Origin of the sequence: [Bacillus] enclensis (assembly GCF_001456935.1) — a bacterium.
Classification (GTDB): domain Bacteria; phylum Bacillota; class Bacilli; order Bacillales; family Bacillaceae_B; genus Rossellomorea; species Rossellomorea enclensis.
Genome location: NZ_KQ758483.1, coordinates 194,048 through 210,458 on the forward strand (window position 1 = coordinate 194,048; position 16,411 = coordinate 210,458).

Genomic DNA, 16,411 nt, shown 5'->3' on the forward strand with positions numbered 1-16,411 from the left:
AGATGAATATGAAAAAACAGAAACTCATACGTTTGACACTTTCTTATATAGCTATCGGTATTATGTTTGCGATCATCCTTTACCCTGTGGCCTGGATCATCGGCTCATCCTTCAATCCCGGGCAGAGTCTTTCAGGATCTTCAATCATTCCAAAAAATGCGACGCTTGCGCATTACAAGGAATTATTCGATCTCGAACAGAGCAATTACCTGATCTGGTACTGGAATTCCCTGAAAGTCAGCTTATCGACAATGGCTCTCACGGTTCTGCTTGTAAGTCTGACTGCATATTCTTTCTCCCGTTATCGTTTTGCCGGACGGAAGAATGGGCTGATGACATTCCTGATCCTGCAGATGATTCCTAACTTTGCAGCATTGATTGCCATTTTCGTCCTTGCATTGTTAACGGATCTGCTGGATACTCACATCGGATTGATCCTGGTGTATGTAGGCGGACAGATTCCGATGAATACATGGCTGATGAAAGGTTATCTGGATACCATTCCGAAAGAGCTCGATGAATCGGCAAAAATGGACGGTGCGGGGCACTTCAGGATTTTCTTCCAGATTGTCATGCCGCTGGCCAAGCCGATCATCGCGGTCGTCGCACTGTTTTCTTTCATTGCACCATTTGCAGACTTTATCATCGCGAGCATCCTGCTCCGTTCAGAGGAAATGTACACGCTCCCTGTTGCTTTATATGACATGGTCGCGAAGCAATTCGGTGCTGAATTTACGACGTTTGCTGCAGGTTCCGTGCTCATTGCAGTCCCAATCGCATTATTATTCCTTTTCTTCCAGAAATACTTCGTTTCAGGATTGACGGCAGGGGGTACAAAGGGATAATCTTAAAGGCGTTACTAATTACCCGAGGAGGAAGCGGAGATGAAAAGAAGAGTACTTGCTCTCATTTTAGTCCCGTTTCTTCTTTTTTACGCCGTACCCGCAGGTGCAGTTGAAAAAGAAGAACGAAAGTGGCAGGATGAAACAATGTATTTCCTGATGGTGGATCGCTTCAATAATGGAGATACGACCAATGATAAAGAAGTGGACACAAAAGATCCCAAGGCCTATCAGGGAGGGGATTTTCAAGGGATTATCGATCGATTGGATTATATTAAGGACATGGGTTTCACGTCAATCTGGCTGACCCCGGTCTTTGATAACCAGCCTAAAGGATATCATGGGTATTGGATCACTGATTTTTATAAACCGGACGAGCATTTCGGTTCAATGGAAACGTTTAAAAAGCTTGTGGAGGAAGCTCACAAGCGAGATATGAAAGTGGTTTTGGATTTCGTGGTGAACCATGTGAGCCCTGAACATCCGTGGGTGAATGACCCGGCTAAAAAGGACTGGTTTCATGAGAAGCAGCCGATGAACTTTTCCAATAAGGAAAGTCTGCAGAATGCATGGCTATATGACTTGCCGGATTTGAACACTGAAAATCCAGAAGTAAGGGAATACCTTTTCGATGCAGCTAAATGGTGGATAAAGCAGACGGATGTAGACGGTTACCGATTGGATACGGTACGTCATGTGCCGCAGGACTTTTGGAGTGAATTCAGTAAAGAAGTGAAATCCGTAAAAGACGATTTCTATCTGCTCGGTGAAGTCTTTGACCGCGATCCACAGAAGATCGCTGAATATAACGATGTCGGCATTGATGGATTTGTTAATGTCCCGCAAGCCGAAGAAATGCGTTCGGTTTTTAAAAAGCCTGATACGTCAATGGACAGACTCTTTAATTTTTGGAAGTATAATGAAACATACTATGAAAATCCCTATGTAATGGGCACATTTATCGACAATCATGATATGGAACGGTTCACGAGGCTTTTGGTAAAGGAAAATGTGTTCCCCGGTACACGATGGAAGCTTGCTTTGGCGTATATGTACACCACGCCAGGGATACCGATAGTCTATTATGGTTCTGAGATTGCCATAGACGGAGGCGAAGATCCCGATAACCGGAGACTGATGAATTTCCGTGCCGACAAAGAGTTGATCGATTACATCACCACACTCGGCAAGGTTCGCCAGGATTACCCTGCTTTAACAAGGGGATCAGTAGAGCCGTTGTATGAAAAAGATGGAATGGGTATCTATAAACGCACCTATAAAGACCAGACAGTTGTGGTGGCCATCAATAATTCAAGCAAAACACAAACCGTGGAACTGAGCTCAGAAGACCTGGCTGAAAACCAGGAGCTTAAAGGGCTGATCACAAGCGACCTGGTCCGCAGTGATGATAACGGGACCTATAAGGTGGCACTTGACAGGGAAGAAGCGGAAATCTATCTGCTCAAAGCCAAAAGCGGATTGAATATCCCTTACTTATCTGCCCTTGGAGCTGTTTATGTATTATTTTTATTATTTATTTACCTTGTATGGAAACGCGGAAGAAAGAACCGCAAACGATAGACTGAGGGGGCTCTTAACAGGGCCTTTATTCACACCGCTGTATTGGAAGCGCTTTTATTTTGAATGTTACAGCAGAAGGGGGGAGTGACGATGGCTGTTACGATAAAAGATGTAGCGAAGCTTGCGAATGTCGCACCATCCACCGTGTCACGTGTAATCGCAAATAACCCGAGAATCAGTGAAAAGACAAAACAAAAAGTAAGAGAAGCGATGGATCAACTGGGGTATCATCCAAATTTCATCGCCAGAAGCCTTGCGAATCAGTCAACAAGAGTATTGGGGCTGGTCCTTCCGGGTTCTGCAAGTACCTTTTCTCAAAATCCTTTCTTTCCGACAGTCCTGAGGGGATTGAGTGAAGGGGCGCATGAAAAGCAATATGCACTTCAAATGACGACAGGACAGTCTGAAGAAGAAATCTATGAAGGTGTCGTTCAAATGGTCCAAGGTGGAAGAGTGGATGGAATCATACTCCTTTATTCCAAAGTCGAAGACAAAGTGATGAACTATTTAAAAGCACGCAACTTCCCGTTTGTGGTTGTCGGAAAACCTTATAAATACTCTGAAGAAATCACCCACGTAGACAATGATAATTACAGGGCAGCGAAAGAGGTTACGAATTATCTCCTTGGACTGGGCCATGAATGCATCGGTTTCATAGGAGGGAATCTGAACCTGGTCGTTACAGTCGAGCGTTTATTGGGTTATGAAAAAGCGCTCAGGGACGCAGGACTTGGTTTGAAAGATGAATACATCATCCACGAAGAGTTTCTGCGCGAAGGCGGCAGGGAAGCGATCAATGAACTTATGCAGCTCGCACATCCCCCGACTGCACTGGTTGTAGCGGATGATTTAATGGCACTTGGTGTGTTGAATACACTGGATGAAATGGATATTTCCGTTCCAGGCGATATTTCCATAATCAGCTTCAATAACGTGCTTCTGGCGGAAATGTCCCGCCCTCCATTAACGTCGGTTGATATCAATATCTTCAACCTGGGTAATGAAGCCGCAAAGAGTCTGATTCAGAAGCTTGAAAATCCGAACGACCCAATAAAACGGATCATCATCCCGCATGAAATTGTGAAGCGGGCATCATGCAGTAAGAGGGAAGTTGATCATAGAGAAGAGACCGAGGCGTAGTGGCCACGGTCTTTTTTTTGAGTGTAGCTGGTTATAGTCCTTCTTTTAGTAAAAATATGCTGGAAATGGGGTGTGGAAGAGGTTTTAGGGTGGAGTATGAATATAAGGGTGATACCTGGATGTGTGTTTTGTAAGGCGTATTTCGGATTTATGCTCCTAATTTGAAAAATACGTTCCTAATTCCAGATTTACGATCCTGAAATGAAAAATACATTCCTAATCTGAAATTTACGGTCCTGAATTCAAAAATACGTTCCTAATTCCAAATATATGATCTCTTAACAATCATTCTAATCTGGAACAGAAAAGATATCCGCAGACATTTACCACGCACAAAAAAGCCGGGTATATAAAACCCGGCTTCTAAAACTTGAACTATCTCTGTCCCCCGTGACATCTCTTCTAAAGCAGATTATCCGTTCACGACCGTCCCGCCGTTAATATGGATCATCTGGCCGGACACATAAGAGGAATCATCGCTTGCCAGATAGACATAAGCAGGTGCCAGTTCAAATGGCTGACCGGCCCTTCCCATCGGTGTATTGGCACCAAATTGAGATACTTTGTCTGCGTTGAAAGTGGAAGGGATGAGCGGCGTCCAGATCGGACCAGGTGCCACTCCGTTGACCCTGATACCTTTTGATGCGATATTCTCGGCAAGAGACCGGGTGAAACTTACGATTGCCCCTTTCGTGGAGGAGTAATCGATGAGATCTTTATTGCCTTTATAGGCAGTGATTGAAGCAGTGTTGATAATGGATGCGCCCTTTTTAAGATGCGGCAGGGCAGATTTTGTTATATGGAACATTGAAAATACGTTGGTCCTGAAGGTTCTTTCAAGCTGTTCACTGCTGATGTTTTCCAGGCCGTCCTGGGGGTGCTGTTCTGCAGCGTTGTTGACGAGCACGTCCAATTTGCCAAACTGTGAAATCACTTTGTTGATCAGGTCTTTGCAGAATGTCTCACTGCCGATATCGCCTGCCAGGAGCATGCACTGGACGCCTTCTGCTTCCACCAGTTCTTTCGTCTTGTTAGCATCCTCATGTTCATCTAAGTATGAAATGGCGACATGTGCCCCTTCACGTGCGAAGTACCAAGCGACAGAACGCCCGATCCCGCTGTCTCCTCCTGTGATGAGAGCGACTTTCCCATCCAGTTTACCGCTTCCTTTATAATTTTGGTCGGTATGGATCGGCTGGGGATTCATTTCATCGATCGTACCCGGCTGATGATTCTGATGCTGAGGCGGGAAGGTTTGTTTTTCGTTTTGCTGTTGTGACAAACTGAAACACTCCTTTTAATGTTAAGTAAATTAATTATTCTTAGGTTAGTGTTTACCCGATGAGTGCAATTATTAACATCTTTTGCCGGCATTTTTGGAATCTGGCCCTTCAAAAAAACAGACCCGCTCTGGGTCTGTTCCGTGAATCACGAATCCATCATCTTCTCTGCCTTGTAGCCGATCATATTCAGCAGGCCCTTAGGGGAAGAGAATGGAGGGGCATAGCAGGTTTCGATTTCCTGCAGCTGTAAGATTGTCAGTCCGCCTGTAATGGCTGTGGAGAGGACATCAATCTGTTTATCCACTCCTTCGCCTCCGACGACATTTCCTCCAAAGATTTTACCGGTGGAGGGACAGAAATGGACCCTGACATAAACATCCTTGCTGTCCGGGTAATATCCTGCGTGTGATTTCCCTTCATGTACAGCAGTCTTATATTTCATTTTCCGTTCAGTGAGCTCCTTTTCACCCAATCCGGTCGAGCCGATGCTTAAATCAAATACTTTCGCTATCGCACTTCCGAGCATCCCTCCAAAAGAGACCGGACTGCCTGTCAGGTGTTTGGCGATGATATAGGACTGGCGGTGTGCCGGCCAGGCAAGCGGGACCTGTTTAGGGCTGCCGTCGATCCGGTCGAATGATTCGACTACATCACCGACAGCATAAATGGATGGATCATCCGTCTGCATATACTCGTTCACTTTGATGCCGCCAGAATCCCCGATCGTTAGCCCGGCATCCTTTGCGAGTGAATTGTTAGGCCTTATCCCCACTGATAAAAGAATAAAATCAGTTTTAATTCTTTCTCCATTATCAAGCAGGATTTCCCATGCAGAAGTGACTTTATGCAGTCCGTTTTCAACATATAACGTAACACCTTTTCCTTTTACGTGATCCTGGATCTTCAAAGCCGTCTCTTCATCAATGATGTTGAGGACATGGTTTGAACGCTCAACAATACAAGTGTTGATACCGAGGCGGGTGAGGTTTTCGGACATTTCCACGCCGATGAACCCGCCGCCGATGATGGCACCGGCTGCCGGCTTTTCCGTTACCAGGTAGTTTTTTAGCTTATCCATGTCTTCAACCGTCCTCAGAGTAAAGGAAGGGATGGTATCAAGGCCATCTATTTCAGGGACGAATGGGGATGCACCTGTTGCTATGATCAGTGCATCATAGGTTTCTTGATATTCTTGATTCTTAAGAATGTCTATGATGTGAAGGGTTTGCTTTTCCCGGTCAATCTTTACGGCTTCATGCTGCATCCTCACATCGATCTTTTTCTTGGACTGCAGCTTTTCGGGGGTATAAGCAAATAAATCTTCTCGTTCCTCGATTACTTCCCCGAGATAGTAAGGCATCCCGCAGGCTCCGTATGAAAGATAAGAAGTCTTTTCGAGTAAAATGATGTCTGATTTGTCGTCCAGCTTCCTTAGTTGTGAAGCAGTTGTGGCACCACCGCCGACAGCTCCTATAACGATAATTTTCTTATTCATATTTCTCCTCCGTATACGTCTCTAGTATGATTCATAATTAGTGCAGAATATAAAAAAAGTCTAATGAGTATAGTTTACCCATCAGACTATGCAAGATAACAAATCAGCGGAAATTTACAAATTGGACATCAATGGATAAGTCCGCTTCCCTTACAGCTGAAATGATCTTCTGCAGGTCATCTCTGCTCTTTCCGGTGACACGGACCTGGTCATCCTGGACCTGGCTCTTCACCTTGACACCGGAGTTCTTGATGATTGTATTGATTTTCTTCGCGTTTTCTTTATCGATTCCCTGTACGAGCTTTGCGCGCTGGCGCACTGTGCCACCGGATGCACCTTCCAGCTTGCTGTAATCAAGATTTTTAACGGGTACGCTGCGTTTGATCAATTTGCTTAATAAGACATCTTTCAGCTGATTCATTTTGAATTCGTCATCAGATATCAAAACAATTTCTTCCCCGTCCAGTTTGATATCACTTTTGCTTCCTTTGAAATCATATCTGGTCTGGATTTCTTTCAATGCAATTTGGATGCTGTTGCTTACTTCGGACATGTCGACTTTTGATACAATATCGAAAGAGCTTTCTTTTGCCATATGTAGTTCCCTCCATTACTATATTCTTCTAACATTATATCGGAGTCCCTTAGTAATGCACAACTATGATGGAGGATGAATGAAATGAAAAGACCACCTGTTGTCAGGTGGTCGGTTGATTCAAATACAGTCCTTAGAGGTGGTCGGTCTTTTTGGAGTATTGATTCTTTCCGCCTTGGCGGTTTTGTTCCTTCATTTTGTTTTTCTCTTCATGCAGGGCCTGGTTGTCTTTCGCTTTTTTGTCATTATCAGATGTGTGCGGCATAGTATGCACTCCCTTCACTATAAACAGTTTCTCATTTAGTATGACAATTTGAAGGAAGGTTTATGAGTGTCATCGGAGGAAAAATACTGCCAATGTCCCTGTTCCTGTATGAGATCCGATTGCACATCCAATAATATTGATATAAACATCTTTCGGAGAGAACTTTTCTTCAATCATCTTTTTCATTTCGAAGGCAAGCTCTTCATCATCTCCGTGACTGATGGCGATTGTCTGTTTTGAGAGGTCGGAACCGCGTTCTTCCATCAGTTCAAGGATTCGCTTGAGGAGTTTCTTCTTGCCTCTGAGTTTTTCGATCGGTACAAGCTTACCGTCTTCGACGTGAAGAAGGGGTTTAATATTAAGCAGTCCGCCCAAAAAAGCAGAGGCTTTTGAAACACGGCCGCCTTTGGCTAGATAATCAAGATCCTCAACGGTAAAAAGATGTTCCATATGCTCTGCCTGATAGTTGATTGTATCAATGATTTCTTGATGGTCAGCGCCTGCATTCAGGGCTGTCAGGGCACTCTTGACCACAAGGCCGTAGCCGAGGGAAGCGCACTTGGAGTCGATGATGGTAAGGTCAAGCCCGGGATGTTCTTCTTTTACTTGATCACGGATCATCACGGCAGTTTGATACGTTCCAGATAGTTGGGAAGAGAAGGCGACATAGATTCCTTTTTCCCCTTTCTCAGCGATTTCCGTGAACTTCTTCAGGAAGGATTCCGGTGATACTTGAGAGGTTTTAGGCATATGGCCTTCACGGATTTTGTCAAATACCTTTTTGGGTTCGATGCTGATGAGGTCTTCGTAATCCTGTCCTTCAATATGTACTTTAAGTGGGAAAAATTCTATGTTGTCCTGTTTGAAAAATTCTTTTGGCAGGTCGCTTGCACTGTCGGCAAATAATTTTACTGTCATCATTTCTCATCCTTTTATCTTTAACTTATAGCTTTAGTCTAGCTATTTTTTGGTGAAATGACAATCTAATCCTGTCTAATTTCCCATAATAACATTGATTCCATTTATGATTTTCGTGCATGACTTCGCTTTTCGTCGGTAGCCCGTGAGCCTCATGGCATTCTGGCGGCAGATTCCATCCCCGGATCCGGGGTCTATCTCTCGGGTGCCTGATTTGTTTTTTTTGAAGGTTTTATGGAGGTTAGAAGCGTTCATGACTCAATATACGAAAAATATTATCTGTAAATCAGCGAATTGGCTCGATGAGTGTTATGGTGCAGCCAGAGGAAAAGATTGAATCGAAGGAATCTTTTAATTTTGGCTATTATCTTTCGAAAACCAGCCTTTTTCTTTCAATTCCAGACAATAATCTTCGAATTCTGTGGAATAATCTTTGAATTTCCGGATTAATTCCATCACTTAGAAAAAATATCCAAATTATAAGAAGAATGGACCGAAACAAACAAAGAACACCTTTCATGATATTCATGTTATGCTTATCGATTCTGATCTAAGCTCTTCCGCTTTTCAAATGAGCAACTCTTCCAGCAGGAGTCTTCGTCTTGCAATCCAATCAACGCTGGATAGTCTTCCCTGCAAGACAGAAGTGAAACTTTATCCGGAATATGTTACTTACAGATTATTTTTGCAGAAAAACCGTTGAGCAGGTGAATTTGAGGGAGAGTTTAGTTATGATATTTTGTGGAACATATTTAGTAGTAGATACTACACAACAGGGGAGGTCTGTGCATGAATAGGGATAGTGTGCATTTGGAAGTGAAAAAGTTTGTGGTGGTGCTGATCGGTGCGGTTTTGGGAGCGATCGCCATGAACTTCTTCTTGATACCGGCAAACGTTTATGCGAGCGGTTTTACCGGTATGGCACAATTATTATCAAGCATCATCAAAGAATTTACACGGTTTAACGTATCAACCGGTATTTTATTATTCTTATTGAATATTCCTGTAACCATTATCGGATGGTTCAAGGTGGGTAAATCATTTACTGTTTACAGCTTTATCTCTGTATTTCTGACTTCATTTTTCCTCGAAGTCATCCCGGTCATTCATTTATCACCGGATATTTTGCTGAATGCCGTTTTCGGCGGTGTGATTGCAGCTGTCGGGGTCGGTCTTACATTGAAGTGGGGGGCATCAACAGGCGGTATGGATATCATCGCCATGATCCTCTCCCGTATGAAAGATAGGCCGGTCGGCTCTTATTTCTTTGTCATGAATGCTTTCATCATTATCTCTGCCGGCTTTTTATACGGCTGGGAAAAAGCGTTGTATACACTCGTGACGCTGTATGCTTCCACACGTGTCATCGATGCCATCCATACCCGTCATGAGAAATTGACGGCAATGATCATCACAAAGAAATCCCAGGAGCTCCGTGAAGCCATCCACTCGAAATTGATGAGGGGAATTACTACTCTTCCTGCAAAAGGTGCCTTTTCCGGAGAGCAGAAAGAAATGATGATCATTGTCATTTCGCGTTATGAGTTGTATGAGCTGGAGCATACGATAAAAGAAGTCGACCCGAACGCCTTCACAAATATCGTGCAGACGACAGGCATCTTTGGATTCTTCAGGAGAGATTAGTTCAGCAAAAGAAGAAAAGGTTGACCTTCCCGTCTTGGAAGGTCAACCTTTTTTGCTTTATTGAAGAGTATTCAGCTCATCCTGAAGGGCGCGTAATTGGTGTTGTTCTGCTGCATTGCTATTCGCATAGGCAGAAGATAAGGCGTTTTTTGCTTTGTTGATCGATTCTTCTGCATTACCGCCTTGAGATGCTGTCTGCTTCGCAGAATTGACGGCCTGGCGTGCCTGTCGGAATAATGGATTGCTCATCTATATTCCTCCCAAAGAGGAGTCTTCCGCTTTGGATGACAGCTTGTTCGCCTCTGCTTCAGCATATGTCAAGTGGTATGGAATCCGTTCATCATGCTTTTCAACAGCAACTTTACCTTGTTGTACAAATCGTTTGGATTTATTTCTACCCACTGCAACCACCCCTTTTACAAGCTTGAACACAAATTGTGTTCTTTTGTAGTATGGCTTAAGTCGGCCGTGTTTACAGTAAAAAAAATTCCCACTCCTGCCATCAAAGATTAAAGCGCTTTTGCAGGTATACTCCGATTCCATCTTCTTCGTTCGTCAATGTGACATCATTGGCGATTTCTTTAACTTTGTCGATGGCATTCCCCATTGCAATGCCGGTTCCTGCATATTCAAGCATTTCAAAATCGTTGTCTTCATCTCCGAATGCAATGATGCGCTCCTGCGGGATATTCAAAGAGGAAGCAACTTTCTCAATCCCGACAGCTTTATTTAAACCGGATTTAACAATTTCAATGACATGCCAGGGAGCAGCCCACCTGCGGTGATCGATCACTTCTGCATGGACTTTATCAAGATGTGCGCGGATATCCTTCACATCTTCTTCCTCAGCATGGATCAGCATGGAAGTGGGATTCTCAGTGAGAAATTCACGTATATCCCCCGTGGAAATGGACGGGTTGCCCATCATGAAAACATCTATGAGCTTTTCATCATGGTAGTGGAGGTACACATCATCCTTCACTTCAGCGATGATATTGCGGAACGGAAAGTCATGGCAAGCTTCAATAATCTGCTTGGATACATGTAAATCCATCGGGGTATGATAAGTACCCCAATTCTCATCTATAGGGTGATGAGTGAAAGCCCCATTGAAATTGACAATGGGAGTACCTAAATTCAACTGCTTATAATAAATTTCACTTGCACGGTAAGGACGGCCGGTCGCGATCATCACTTCATGACCCTGTTTCCTTGCCTCTGTCAATGTATGAAGAGTTTTAGATGAAATTTTTTTCTCATCGGTCAGAAGTGTACCGTCCAAATCCAATACGATTAAGTGTTTTTCATGTAAAGTCATAACGTATTATCCCCAATTCTTTGAAATGTCGTGAATCAATTCTATTGAAAATACAGGAGCTGATTAATATACAACCTGTAAAATCTAGGATATCATAATAGTGTTATAAGCGTACAGGAGGGAGCAGCTGATCATGATCGTAATTGAGAAGTCGTATATCGAAAATATCCCATATCTGCATTTAGTAAAGGAAGAGGAAAGAAATCAACCTCTGCCATTATGCTTTTTTATACATGGATTCACAAGTGCCAAGGAGCATAATCTTCATTATGCTTATTACCTTGCTGAAAAAGGATTCAGAGTCGTACTGCCGGATTGCCTGGAGCATGGAGAAAGGGCGACAGGTAAAACAGAAGAAGAATTAGGCGGGGTATTCTGGAAAATAGTCTTGAACAGCATCCATGAACTTTCCATACTAAAGAGTCATTTTGAGGAAAAAGGCTTGCTGATTGATAACGGAATTGGCGTTGCGGGAACATCGATGGGCGGCATCGTGACACTGGGAGCGCTGACTCAGTATGATTGGATTTCTTCAGCCGTTTCTCTCATGGGGAACCCATCTTATGTTAAATTTGCAAAGGCTCAGCTTGCTCACTTGAAGTCAGCTGGATATCAGCTGCCGTTCAGTGAGGAAGAAGTGAAGGCGATCCTTGATGAACTGTCAAAATATGATTTGAGCCTCCAGCCGGAAAAGTTGAATGGACGTCCGCTCATGTTCTGGCATGGAAGAAAAGACAAGGTTGTCCCTTTCCATTTGACAGAGGAGTTTTACAAGGCTATTCTTCCTGCCTACGAGGGAAATGAAGATAATATTCTCTTCATTGCTGATGATAAAGCAGATCATAAGGTATCCAGAGAAGGTGTCATGAAGCTGGTGGAATGGTTCGAAAAACATCTTTCGGCTTAACCTTTTGTTTTCAGGCCGTTTCTTTGTTAAGATGAATGGTAGATAAAGATGAGTGAAGGAGAGTGTTACGATGGATCAGGATCTTAAAGATAATTTAATGGGTGCACTTGAACAAGTTGTCGACCCTGAACTGGGAATAGATATCGTCAATTTAGGATTGGTATATGATGTCGATCTAGATGAAGAAGGTAAAGCGACCGTTACCATGACACTAACGTCAATGGGCTGCCCGCTGGCCGGAACGATCGTAGACCAAGTCAAGACCGCTTTAAGCGATATCCCTGAAGTGAAAGAAACAGAAGTAGATATCGTCTGGAATCCGCCATGGAGCAAAGACAAAATGTCACGCTATGCGAAAATCGCTCTGGGTATCACATGATCATAAAAAAGCCCCTTTTCAATATCGATTGAAAAGGGGCTTTTTTCAATTTTAAATAAAAATCACAACGAGTAACCCGACGATCAAGCAATAAAAAGCAAAATATTTCAGGTTTCCTCTGACCATAATATTCATGAACCATTTCAATGAAAAATACGAAGCAATCAATGATCCCAGGAATGCCAGCACGTAAGGAACGGTCATTGATGCTGCAGGTGGAACTTCAATCAGATCCTTGATGCCAAGCAGCATCACTCCAAAGCTGACAGGGATGTATAAAAGGAACGAATAGCGTAAAGCTGTCTCTGCTTTCATTCCGCGGGCCATTGCGGCAACAATTGTTGCACCGGAGCGGCTGATTCCCGGAATCAGTGCGACTGCCTGCGCAAGACCGATGATCAAGGCATCCTTCACGTTCAAGTCTCCGTCATTTTTACTCCCGCGAAGGTTACGGATGAGCCACAGCGCAGTCCCGGTAATAATGAGAGTGATTCCTATCGTCACAACAGAAGATAGATGCTCCTCAATCACATCGCCGAAAACGATTCCGATCACACCTGCTGGAATCGTACCGATGATCAAGTACACGATAAAATGAAAATCGCGTTTGTTCTCCGGTGTTTTTTCTTTAAAGTAGCCTAAACCATTTACAATCAAACGCCAAATATCTTCGCGATATACTAAAAGAACTGCGAAGAGAGATGCAGTATTCACCAATATTTCAAAAGTCAGTCCTGGTTCTTCAATGCCCAGGAAGTGCTGGGCGAGTACGAGATGCCCGCTTGATGAAATCGGGATAGGTTCAGTAAAACCCTGGAAAATCCCTAAGAATAAATATTTCACTATCGTATAAAAATCCATTGTATATCCTCCAAGCCTTATTTCTCCACATTTTTTTATTTAACACCAAACAGGTACAAACTGTAAAGACTTTTTCCGAATGTTAACCAAACCGTAATCTAATGGTTACCTCCAAATGGCATGCATGAACCATCTCCCTATGAAGAAAATAAGAAAGAAGCGATGCTTCAAAACGAGGAGGTATCATGAATGGGACAACCAAGACATTTCAGGGGCGGAGAAAAAGCTCCGAACAATGGGATCTATATCGAAATTGGTGAAACCGGCAGCAATGTAAACAATCCTCAAAAGCTAAAAATGAAAGCGGGAGACCGGTTTCCTGAGAACTCCAACCACAACCGCCATTGGACATATATGAGAAAACCATAACGACAGGCCAGGAGCAAGGATTACCGTTTTGATATAAAGGGAATGAACATACTACATTTTCCTTTCAACCGGTCATCCTTGTTCTTTTTCTTTTTTGTGGATAGGATATATAATAGGTACAAAGGTCAATGAAGGTCAATAGAGGTGTTTAAAGATGAATTATGAATCCATGACACACAGCATTCAAGAAGGCCTTGCTTCTGCAGGGCAGCTCGCAAAAGAGAATAAGCACACTGAGATACGGATTTTACACTTATGGAAAGCGCTGAACCAAACGGGGGATGGCCTGCTTCCCTCCATATATGAAAAGGCAGGGGTAAGGTCGGCGGATTTAAATGATTTCCTGGATAAGCAGCTTAAGGGCATTCCTGAGGTTGAGGGAAGCGGGGTCCAATATGGCATCTATATATCAAGTGAATTGAACCGCCTTTTACAAGACAGTGAAATAGTTCAAAAAAAGTGGGAGGATGATTTCTTATCCATTGAGCACTTGATCCTCGCACTGTCCCAACAAAGGGATCATGCCATCACTGTATATATGAAAGAAAGAGGTATAAACAAAGATAAGCTTTCAGAAATCATCACTTCCGTAAGAGGGGGAAAAAAGGTGAGTACACAAAATCCTGAAGTTACATATGAAGCTCTGAAAAAATATGGAAGGGATCTTGTAGCGGAAGTCAAATCCGGTAAGCTAGATCCCGTCATCGGCCGGGACAGTGAGATCCGCCATGTGATCCGCATCCTTTCGAGAAAAACAAAAAACAATCCTGTTTTGATCGGAGAACCGGGTGTAGGAAAAACAGCCATCGTCGAAGGACTTGCCCAGAGGATTGTCAGAAAGGACGTTCCTGAGGGGCTGAAGGATAAAACTATTTTTGAACTTGATATGAGTTCACTCGTCGCCGGTGCAAAATTCCGCGGAGAATTCGAAGAAAGACTAAAAGCGGTCCTGACGGAAGTGAGGAAGAGCGAAGGAAGGATCCTTTTATTCATCGATGAACTGCACACGATTGTAGGGGCTGGAAAAACAGAAGGTGCCATGGATGCCGGCAACATTTTGAAGCCTATGCTTGCAAGGGGGGAACTCCACTGTATCGGGGCCACAACATTGAACGAATACCGAAAATACATCGAAAAAGATCCGGCGCTTGAACGGCGTTTTCAACAAGTGATGGTACAGGAGCCGGATGTGGAAGACACCGTGTCTATCCTGAGGGGGTTAAAGGAAAGATTCGAAATTCACCATGGAGTCAATATCCACGACCGGGCAATCGTTGCAGCGGCAAAATTGTCGGACAGGTACATTTCCGATCGCTTCCTTCCAGATAAAGCAATAGACCTCGTTGATGAAGCATGTGCCATGATCAGGACTGAAATAGATTCGATGCCAACCGAGCTTGATGAAGTGACAAGGAAAGTCATGCAGCTGGAAATCGAGGAAGCAGCGTTGACAAAGGAAAAAGATGAACAAAGCAAGGAACGCCTTGCACGTATCAGGGAAGAGTTAAGCAATCTGAAAGAAAAAGCCGATGGGATGAAGCTTAAGTGGTTAAAAGAAAAAGAAAGCATTGGGATTGTCCAGGAGAAGAGGGAAGAGCTGGAGAAGCTTAGACGGCAGTTGGAAGAGGCGGAAAGCGATTATGACTTAAACAGGGCAGCAGAACTGCGTCATGGAAAGATACCAGCCATGGAAAAGGAACTGCAAACTGTTGAGCAGGAAATGATGGAAGAACAGGAAGGCAGGCTCCTGAGAGAAGAAGTGACGGAAGAAGAAGTCGCAAACATCGTAGCCAGATGGACGGGGATCCCTATAACCAAACTGGTGGAAGGGGAAAGGGAAAAACTCCTTAAACTGGAAAAAATACTGCATGAACGCGTCATCGGCCAGGATGAAGCAGTCGAGCTTGTCAGTGATGCGGTTATCCGTGCTAGAGCCGGAATCAAGGATCCAAACCGGCCGATCGGCTCTTTCATCTTCCTAGGACCGACCGGAGTCGGGAAGACAGAGCTTGCAAAGACCCTTGCCCATACCCTGTTTGACAGTGAAGAGCAGATGATCCGCATTGATATGTCTGAATATATGGAGAAGCACGCAGTATCAAGACTGGTCGGTGCCCCTCCCGGTTATGTCGGTTATGAAGAAGGCGGCCAGTTGACTGAAGCCATCAGAAGGAAGCCTTACTCGGTCATCCTGCTGGATGAAATCGAAAAGGCCCATCCGGAAGTGTTCAATATTTTACTGCAAATGCTTGATGACGGCCGCATAACCGATTCACAAGGCAGAACCGTCGACTGTAAGAACACTGTCATCATCATGACTTCAAATATAGGCTCCTCACACTTGCTGGAAAGAAATAAAGGGCAGGAAGAAATAGATGAAGATACAAAGGATTTAGTCATGAAGCAGCTCCGAAGCTCTTTCAGGCCGGAATTCCTGAACCGTGTGGATGATATCATACTATTCAAGCCGCTCAGCATCGAAAATGTAAAAGGCATCATCGAAAAGCTTCTCACAGAATTACAGTCCCGCGTGGAGGAACAGCAAATAACCATTAATCTGACAGATAAAGCGAAGGGATTCATTGCAGAATCCGCTTACGACCCCGTCTACGGAGCGCGCCCGTTAAAACGCTATCTCCAAAGGGAAGTTGAAACCAAACTCGCAAGGGAAATGATCGCAGGCAGCATCGGGGCAAACAAAGAAGTCATCATTGATGCAGATGACCAGGGGCTGACACTATCGGTATCCGGTTAAGAATGAGCTTACTGTAATTGCAAATCCAGCAGAATAAAGATGAAATATAAAAAGCAGCC

Annotated in this window: 17 protein-coding genes; 8 read left to right on the forward strand and 9 right to left on the reverse strand. The window is 43.9% G+C overall.

Translation table 11 applies throughout. The features are described 5' to 3' along the window. Positions 1-2: 2 nt before the first annotated feature. The 3 genes from AS034_RS08680 to AS034_RS08690 all read left to right on the forward strand — a co-directional run bounded on the left by AS034_RS08680 (position 3) and on the right by AS034_RS08690 (position 3,563). The gene (locus AS034_RS08680) at positions 3-845 is read left to right on the forward strand and encodes a sugar ABC transporter permease (RefSeq protein ID WP_032089195.1); all 843 of its coding nucleotides are present in this window, start codon (positions 3-5) and stop codon (positions 843-845) included. A 39-nt stretch (positions 846-884) separates the two neighbouring features. Continuing rightward, positions 885-2,423 carry an alpha-amylase family glycosyl hydrolase gene (locus tag AS034_RS08685; protein WP_058298231.1) on the forward strand — a complete coding sequence of 513 codons (1,539 nt, stop codon included), beginning with the start codon at positions 885-887 and terminating at the stop codon, positions 2,421-2,423. 90 nt (positions 2,424-2,513) lie between these two features. Continuing rightward, a complete protein-coding gene (locus tag AS034_RS08690; protein WP_032089193.1) occupies positions 2,514-3,563 on the forward strand; it encodes a LacI family DNA-binding transcriptional regulator in 1,050 nt (349 codons plus the stop codon). Between the two features lie 412 nt (positions 3,564-3,975). Here AS034_RS08690 and AS034_RS08695 read toward each other — a convergent pair whose 3' ends face one another. The 5 genes from AS034_RS08695 to AS034_RS08710 all read right to left on the reverse strand — a co-directional run bounded on the left by AS034_RS08695 (position 3,976) and on the right by AS034_RS08710 (position 8,119). After that, positions 3,976-4,845, reverse strand: a complete 870-nt coding sequence (locus tag AS034_RS08695; RefSeq protein ID WP_058298232.1) for an SDR family oxidoreductase — start codon at positions 4,843-4,845, stop codon at positions 3,976-3,978. 146 nt (positions 4,846-4,991) lie between these two features. Further along, positions 4,992-6,341 (reverse strand): CoA-disulfide reductase, encoded by a 1,350-nt coding sequence (locus AS034_RS08700; RefSeq protein WP_058298233.1) that lies wholly within the window; start codon positions 6,339-6,341, stop codon positions 4,992-4,994. A gap of 103 nt (positions 6,342-6,444) precedes the next feature. After that, on the reverse strand, positions 6,445-6,936 hold the full coding sequence (locus AS034_RS08705) for a YajQ family cyclic di-GMP-binding protein (protein WP_032089190.1): 492 nt from the start codon (positions 6,934-6,936) through the stop codon (positions 6,445-6,447). A 133-nt stretch (positions 6,937-7,069) separates the two neighbouring features. Continuing rightward, positions 7,070-7,201 (reverse strand): DUF3941 domain-containing protein, encoded by a 132-nt coding sequence (locus tag AS034_RS22715; protein WP_098151218.1) that lies wholly within the window; start codon positions 7,199-7,201, stop codon positions 7,070-7,072. 69 nt (positions 7,202-7,270) lie between these two features. Then, positions 7,271-8,119: a DegV family protein gene (locus AS034_RS08710; protein ID WP_032089189.1), complete on the reverse strand. Its 849-nt coding sequence runs from the start codon at positions 8,117-8,119 to the stop codon at positions 7,271-7,273. A 789-nt stretch (positions 8,120-8,908) separates the two neighbouring features. Here AS034_RS08710 and AS034_RS08715 point away from each other — a divergent pair. Beyond that, positions 8,909-9,763, forward strand: a complete 855-nt coding sequence (locus AS034_RS08715) for a YitT family protein (protein ID WP_058298234.1) — start codon at positions 8,909-8,911, stop codon at positions 9,761-9,763. Between the two features lie 57 nt (positions 9,764-9,820). On the opposite strand, the gene AS034_RS08720 is transcribed toward AS034_RS08715, so the two are convergent. The 3 genes from AS034_RS08720 to AS034_RS08730 all read right to left on the reverse strand — a co-directional run bounded on the left by AS034_RS08720 (position 9,821) and on the right by AS034_RS08730 (position 11,081). After that, positions 9,821-10,012 carry a DUF3813 domain-containing protein gene (locus AS034_RS08720; RefSeq protein ID WP_032089187.1) on the reverse strand — a complete coding sequence of 64 codons (192 nt, stop codon included), beginning with the start codon at positions 10,010-10,012 and terminating at the stop codon, positions 9,821-9,823. Next, positions 10,013-10,165, reverse strand: coding sequence for a hypothetical protein (locus tag AS034_RS22950; protein ID WP_169792806.1), 153 nt, complete (start codon positions 10,163-10,165; stop codon positions 10,013-10,015). Positions 10,166-10,265: 100 nt separating this feature from the next. Further along, positions 10,266-11,081 (reverse strand): Cof-type HAD-IIB family hydrolase, encoded by an 816-nt coding sequence (locus AS034_RS08730; protein ID WP_058298235.1) that lies wholly within the window; start codon positions 11,079-11,081, stop codon positions 10,266-10,268. 133 nt (positions 11,082-11,214) lie between these two features. Between AS034_RS08730 and AS034_RS08735 the strand changes: the two genes are divergently transcribed. Further along, entirely contained in the window at positions 11,215-11,988 is a 774-nt protein-coding gene (locus AS034_RS08735; RefSeq protein WP_058298236.1) for a prolyl oligopeptidase family serine peptidase, read from the forward strand. A gap of 70 nt (positions 11,989-12,058) precedes the next feature. Beyond that, on the forward strand, positions 12,059-12,367 hold the full coding sequence (locus tag AS034_RS08740) for a metal-sulfur cluster assembly factor (protein WP_032089183.1): 309 nt from the start codon (positions 12,059-12,061) through the stop codon (positions 12,365-12,367). A 51-nt stretch (positions 12,368-12,418) separates the two neighbouring features. Here the strand turns inward: AS034_RS08740 and AS034_RS08745 are convergent, their stop codons facing one another. Next, entirely contained in the window at positions 12,419-13,228 is an 810-nt protein-coding gene (locus AS034_RS08745) for an undecaprenyl-diphosphate phosphatase (protein ID WP_058298237.1), read from the reverse strand. 189 nt (positions 13,229-13,417) lie between these two features. On the opposite strand from AS034_RS08745, the gene AS034_RS08750 reads away from it, so the two are divergent. Together AS034_RS08750 and clpB are read left to right on the forward strand one after the other, a co-directional pair. Continuing rightward, entirely contained in the window at positions 13,418-13,597 is a 180-nt protein-coding gene (locus AS034_RS08750) for a YjzC family protein (RefSeq protein ID WP_032089181.1), read from the forward strand. Positions 13,598-13,751: 154 nt separating this feature from the next. Beyond that, a complete protein-coding gene (gene clpB / locus AS034_RS08755; protein ID WP_058298238.1) occupies positions 13,752-16,352 on the forward strand; it encodes an ATP-dependent chaperone ClpB in 2,601 nt (866 codons plus the stop codon). Positions 16,353-16,411 lie beyond the last annotated feature (59 nt).

Bases quoted from the DNA above. Each gene is read 5' to 3' on its own strand.
- AS034_RS22715 (WP_098151218.1), bottom strand. From the start codon at position 7,201: ATGCCGCACACATCTGATAATGACAAAAAAGCGAAAGACAACCAGGCC.
- AS034_RS08720 (WP_032089187.1), bottom strand. From the start codon at position 10,012: ATGAGCAATCCATTATTCCGACAGGCACGCCAGGCCGTCAATTCTGCG.
- AS034_RS08710 (WP_032089189.1), bottom strand. From the start codon at position 8,119: ATGACAGTAAAATTATTTGCCGACAGTGCAAGCGACCTGCCAAAAGAA.
- AS034_RS08685 (WP_058298231.1), top strand. From the start codon at position 885: ATGAAAAGAAGAGTACTTGCTCTCATTTTAGTCCCGTTTCTTCTTTTT.
- AS034_RS08730 (WP_058298235.1), bottom strand. From the start codon at position 11,081: ATGACTTTACATGAAAAACACTTAATCGTATTGGATTTGGACGGTACA.
- AS034_RS08750 (WP_032089181.1), top strand. From the start codon at position 13,418: ATGGGACAACCAAGACATTTCAGGGGCGGAGAAAAAGCTCCGAACAAT.
- AS034_RS08715 (WP_058298234.1), top strand. From the start codon at position 8,909: ATGAATAGGGATAGTGTGCATTTGGAAGTGAAAAAGTTTGTGGTGGTG.
- AS034_RS08745 (WP_058298237.1), bottom strand. From the start codon at position 13,228: ATGGATTTTTATACGATAGTGAAATATTTATTCTTAGGGATTTTCCAG.
- AS034_RS08705 (WP_032089190.1), bottom strand. From the start codon at position 6,936: ATGGCAAAAGAAAGCTCTTTCGATATTGTATCAAAAGTCGACATGTCC.
- AS034_RS08735 (WP_058298236.1), top strand. From the start codon at position 11,215: ATGATCGTAATTGAGAAGTCGTATATCGAAAATATCCCATATCTGCAT.
- clpB (WP_058298238.1), top strand. From the start codon at position 13,752: ATGAATTATGAATCCATGACACACAGCATTCAAGAAGGCCTTGCTTCT.
- AS034_RS08700 (WP_058298233.1), bottom strand. From the start codon at position 6,341: ATGAATAAGAAAATTATCGTTATAGGAGCTGTCGGCGGTGGTGCCACA.
- AS034_RS08690 (WP_032089193.1), top strand. From the start codon at position 2,514: ATGGCTGTTACGATAAAAGATGTAGCGAAGCTTGCGAATGTCGCACCA.
- AS034_RS08680 (WP_032089195.1), top strand. From the start codon at position 3: ATGAATATGAAAAAACAGAAACTCATACGTTTGACACTTTCTTATATA.
- AS034_RS08740 (WP_032089183.1), top strand. From the start codon at position 12,059: ATGGATCAGGATCTTAAAGATAATTTAATGGGTGCACTTGAACAAGTT.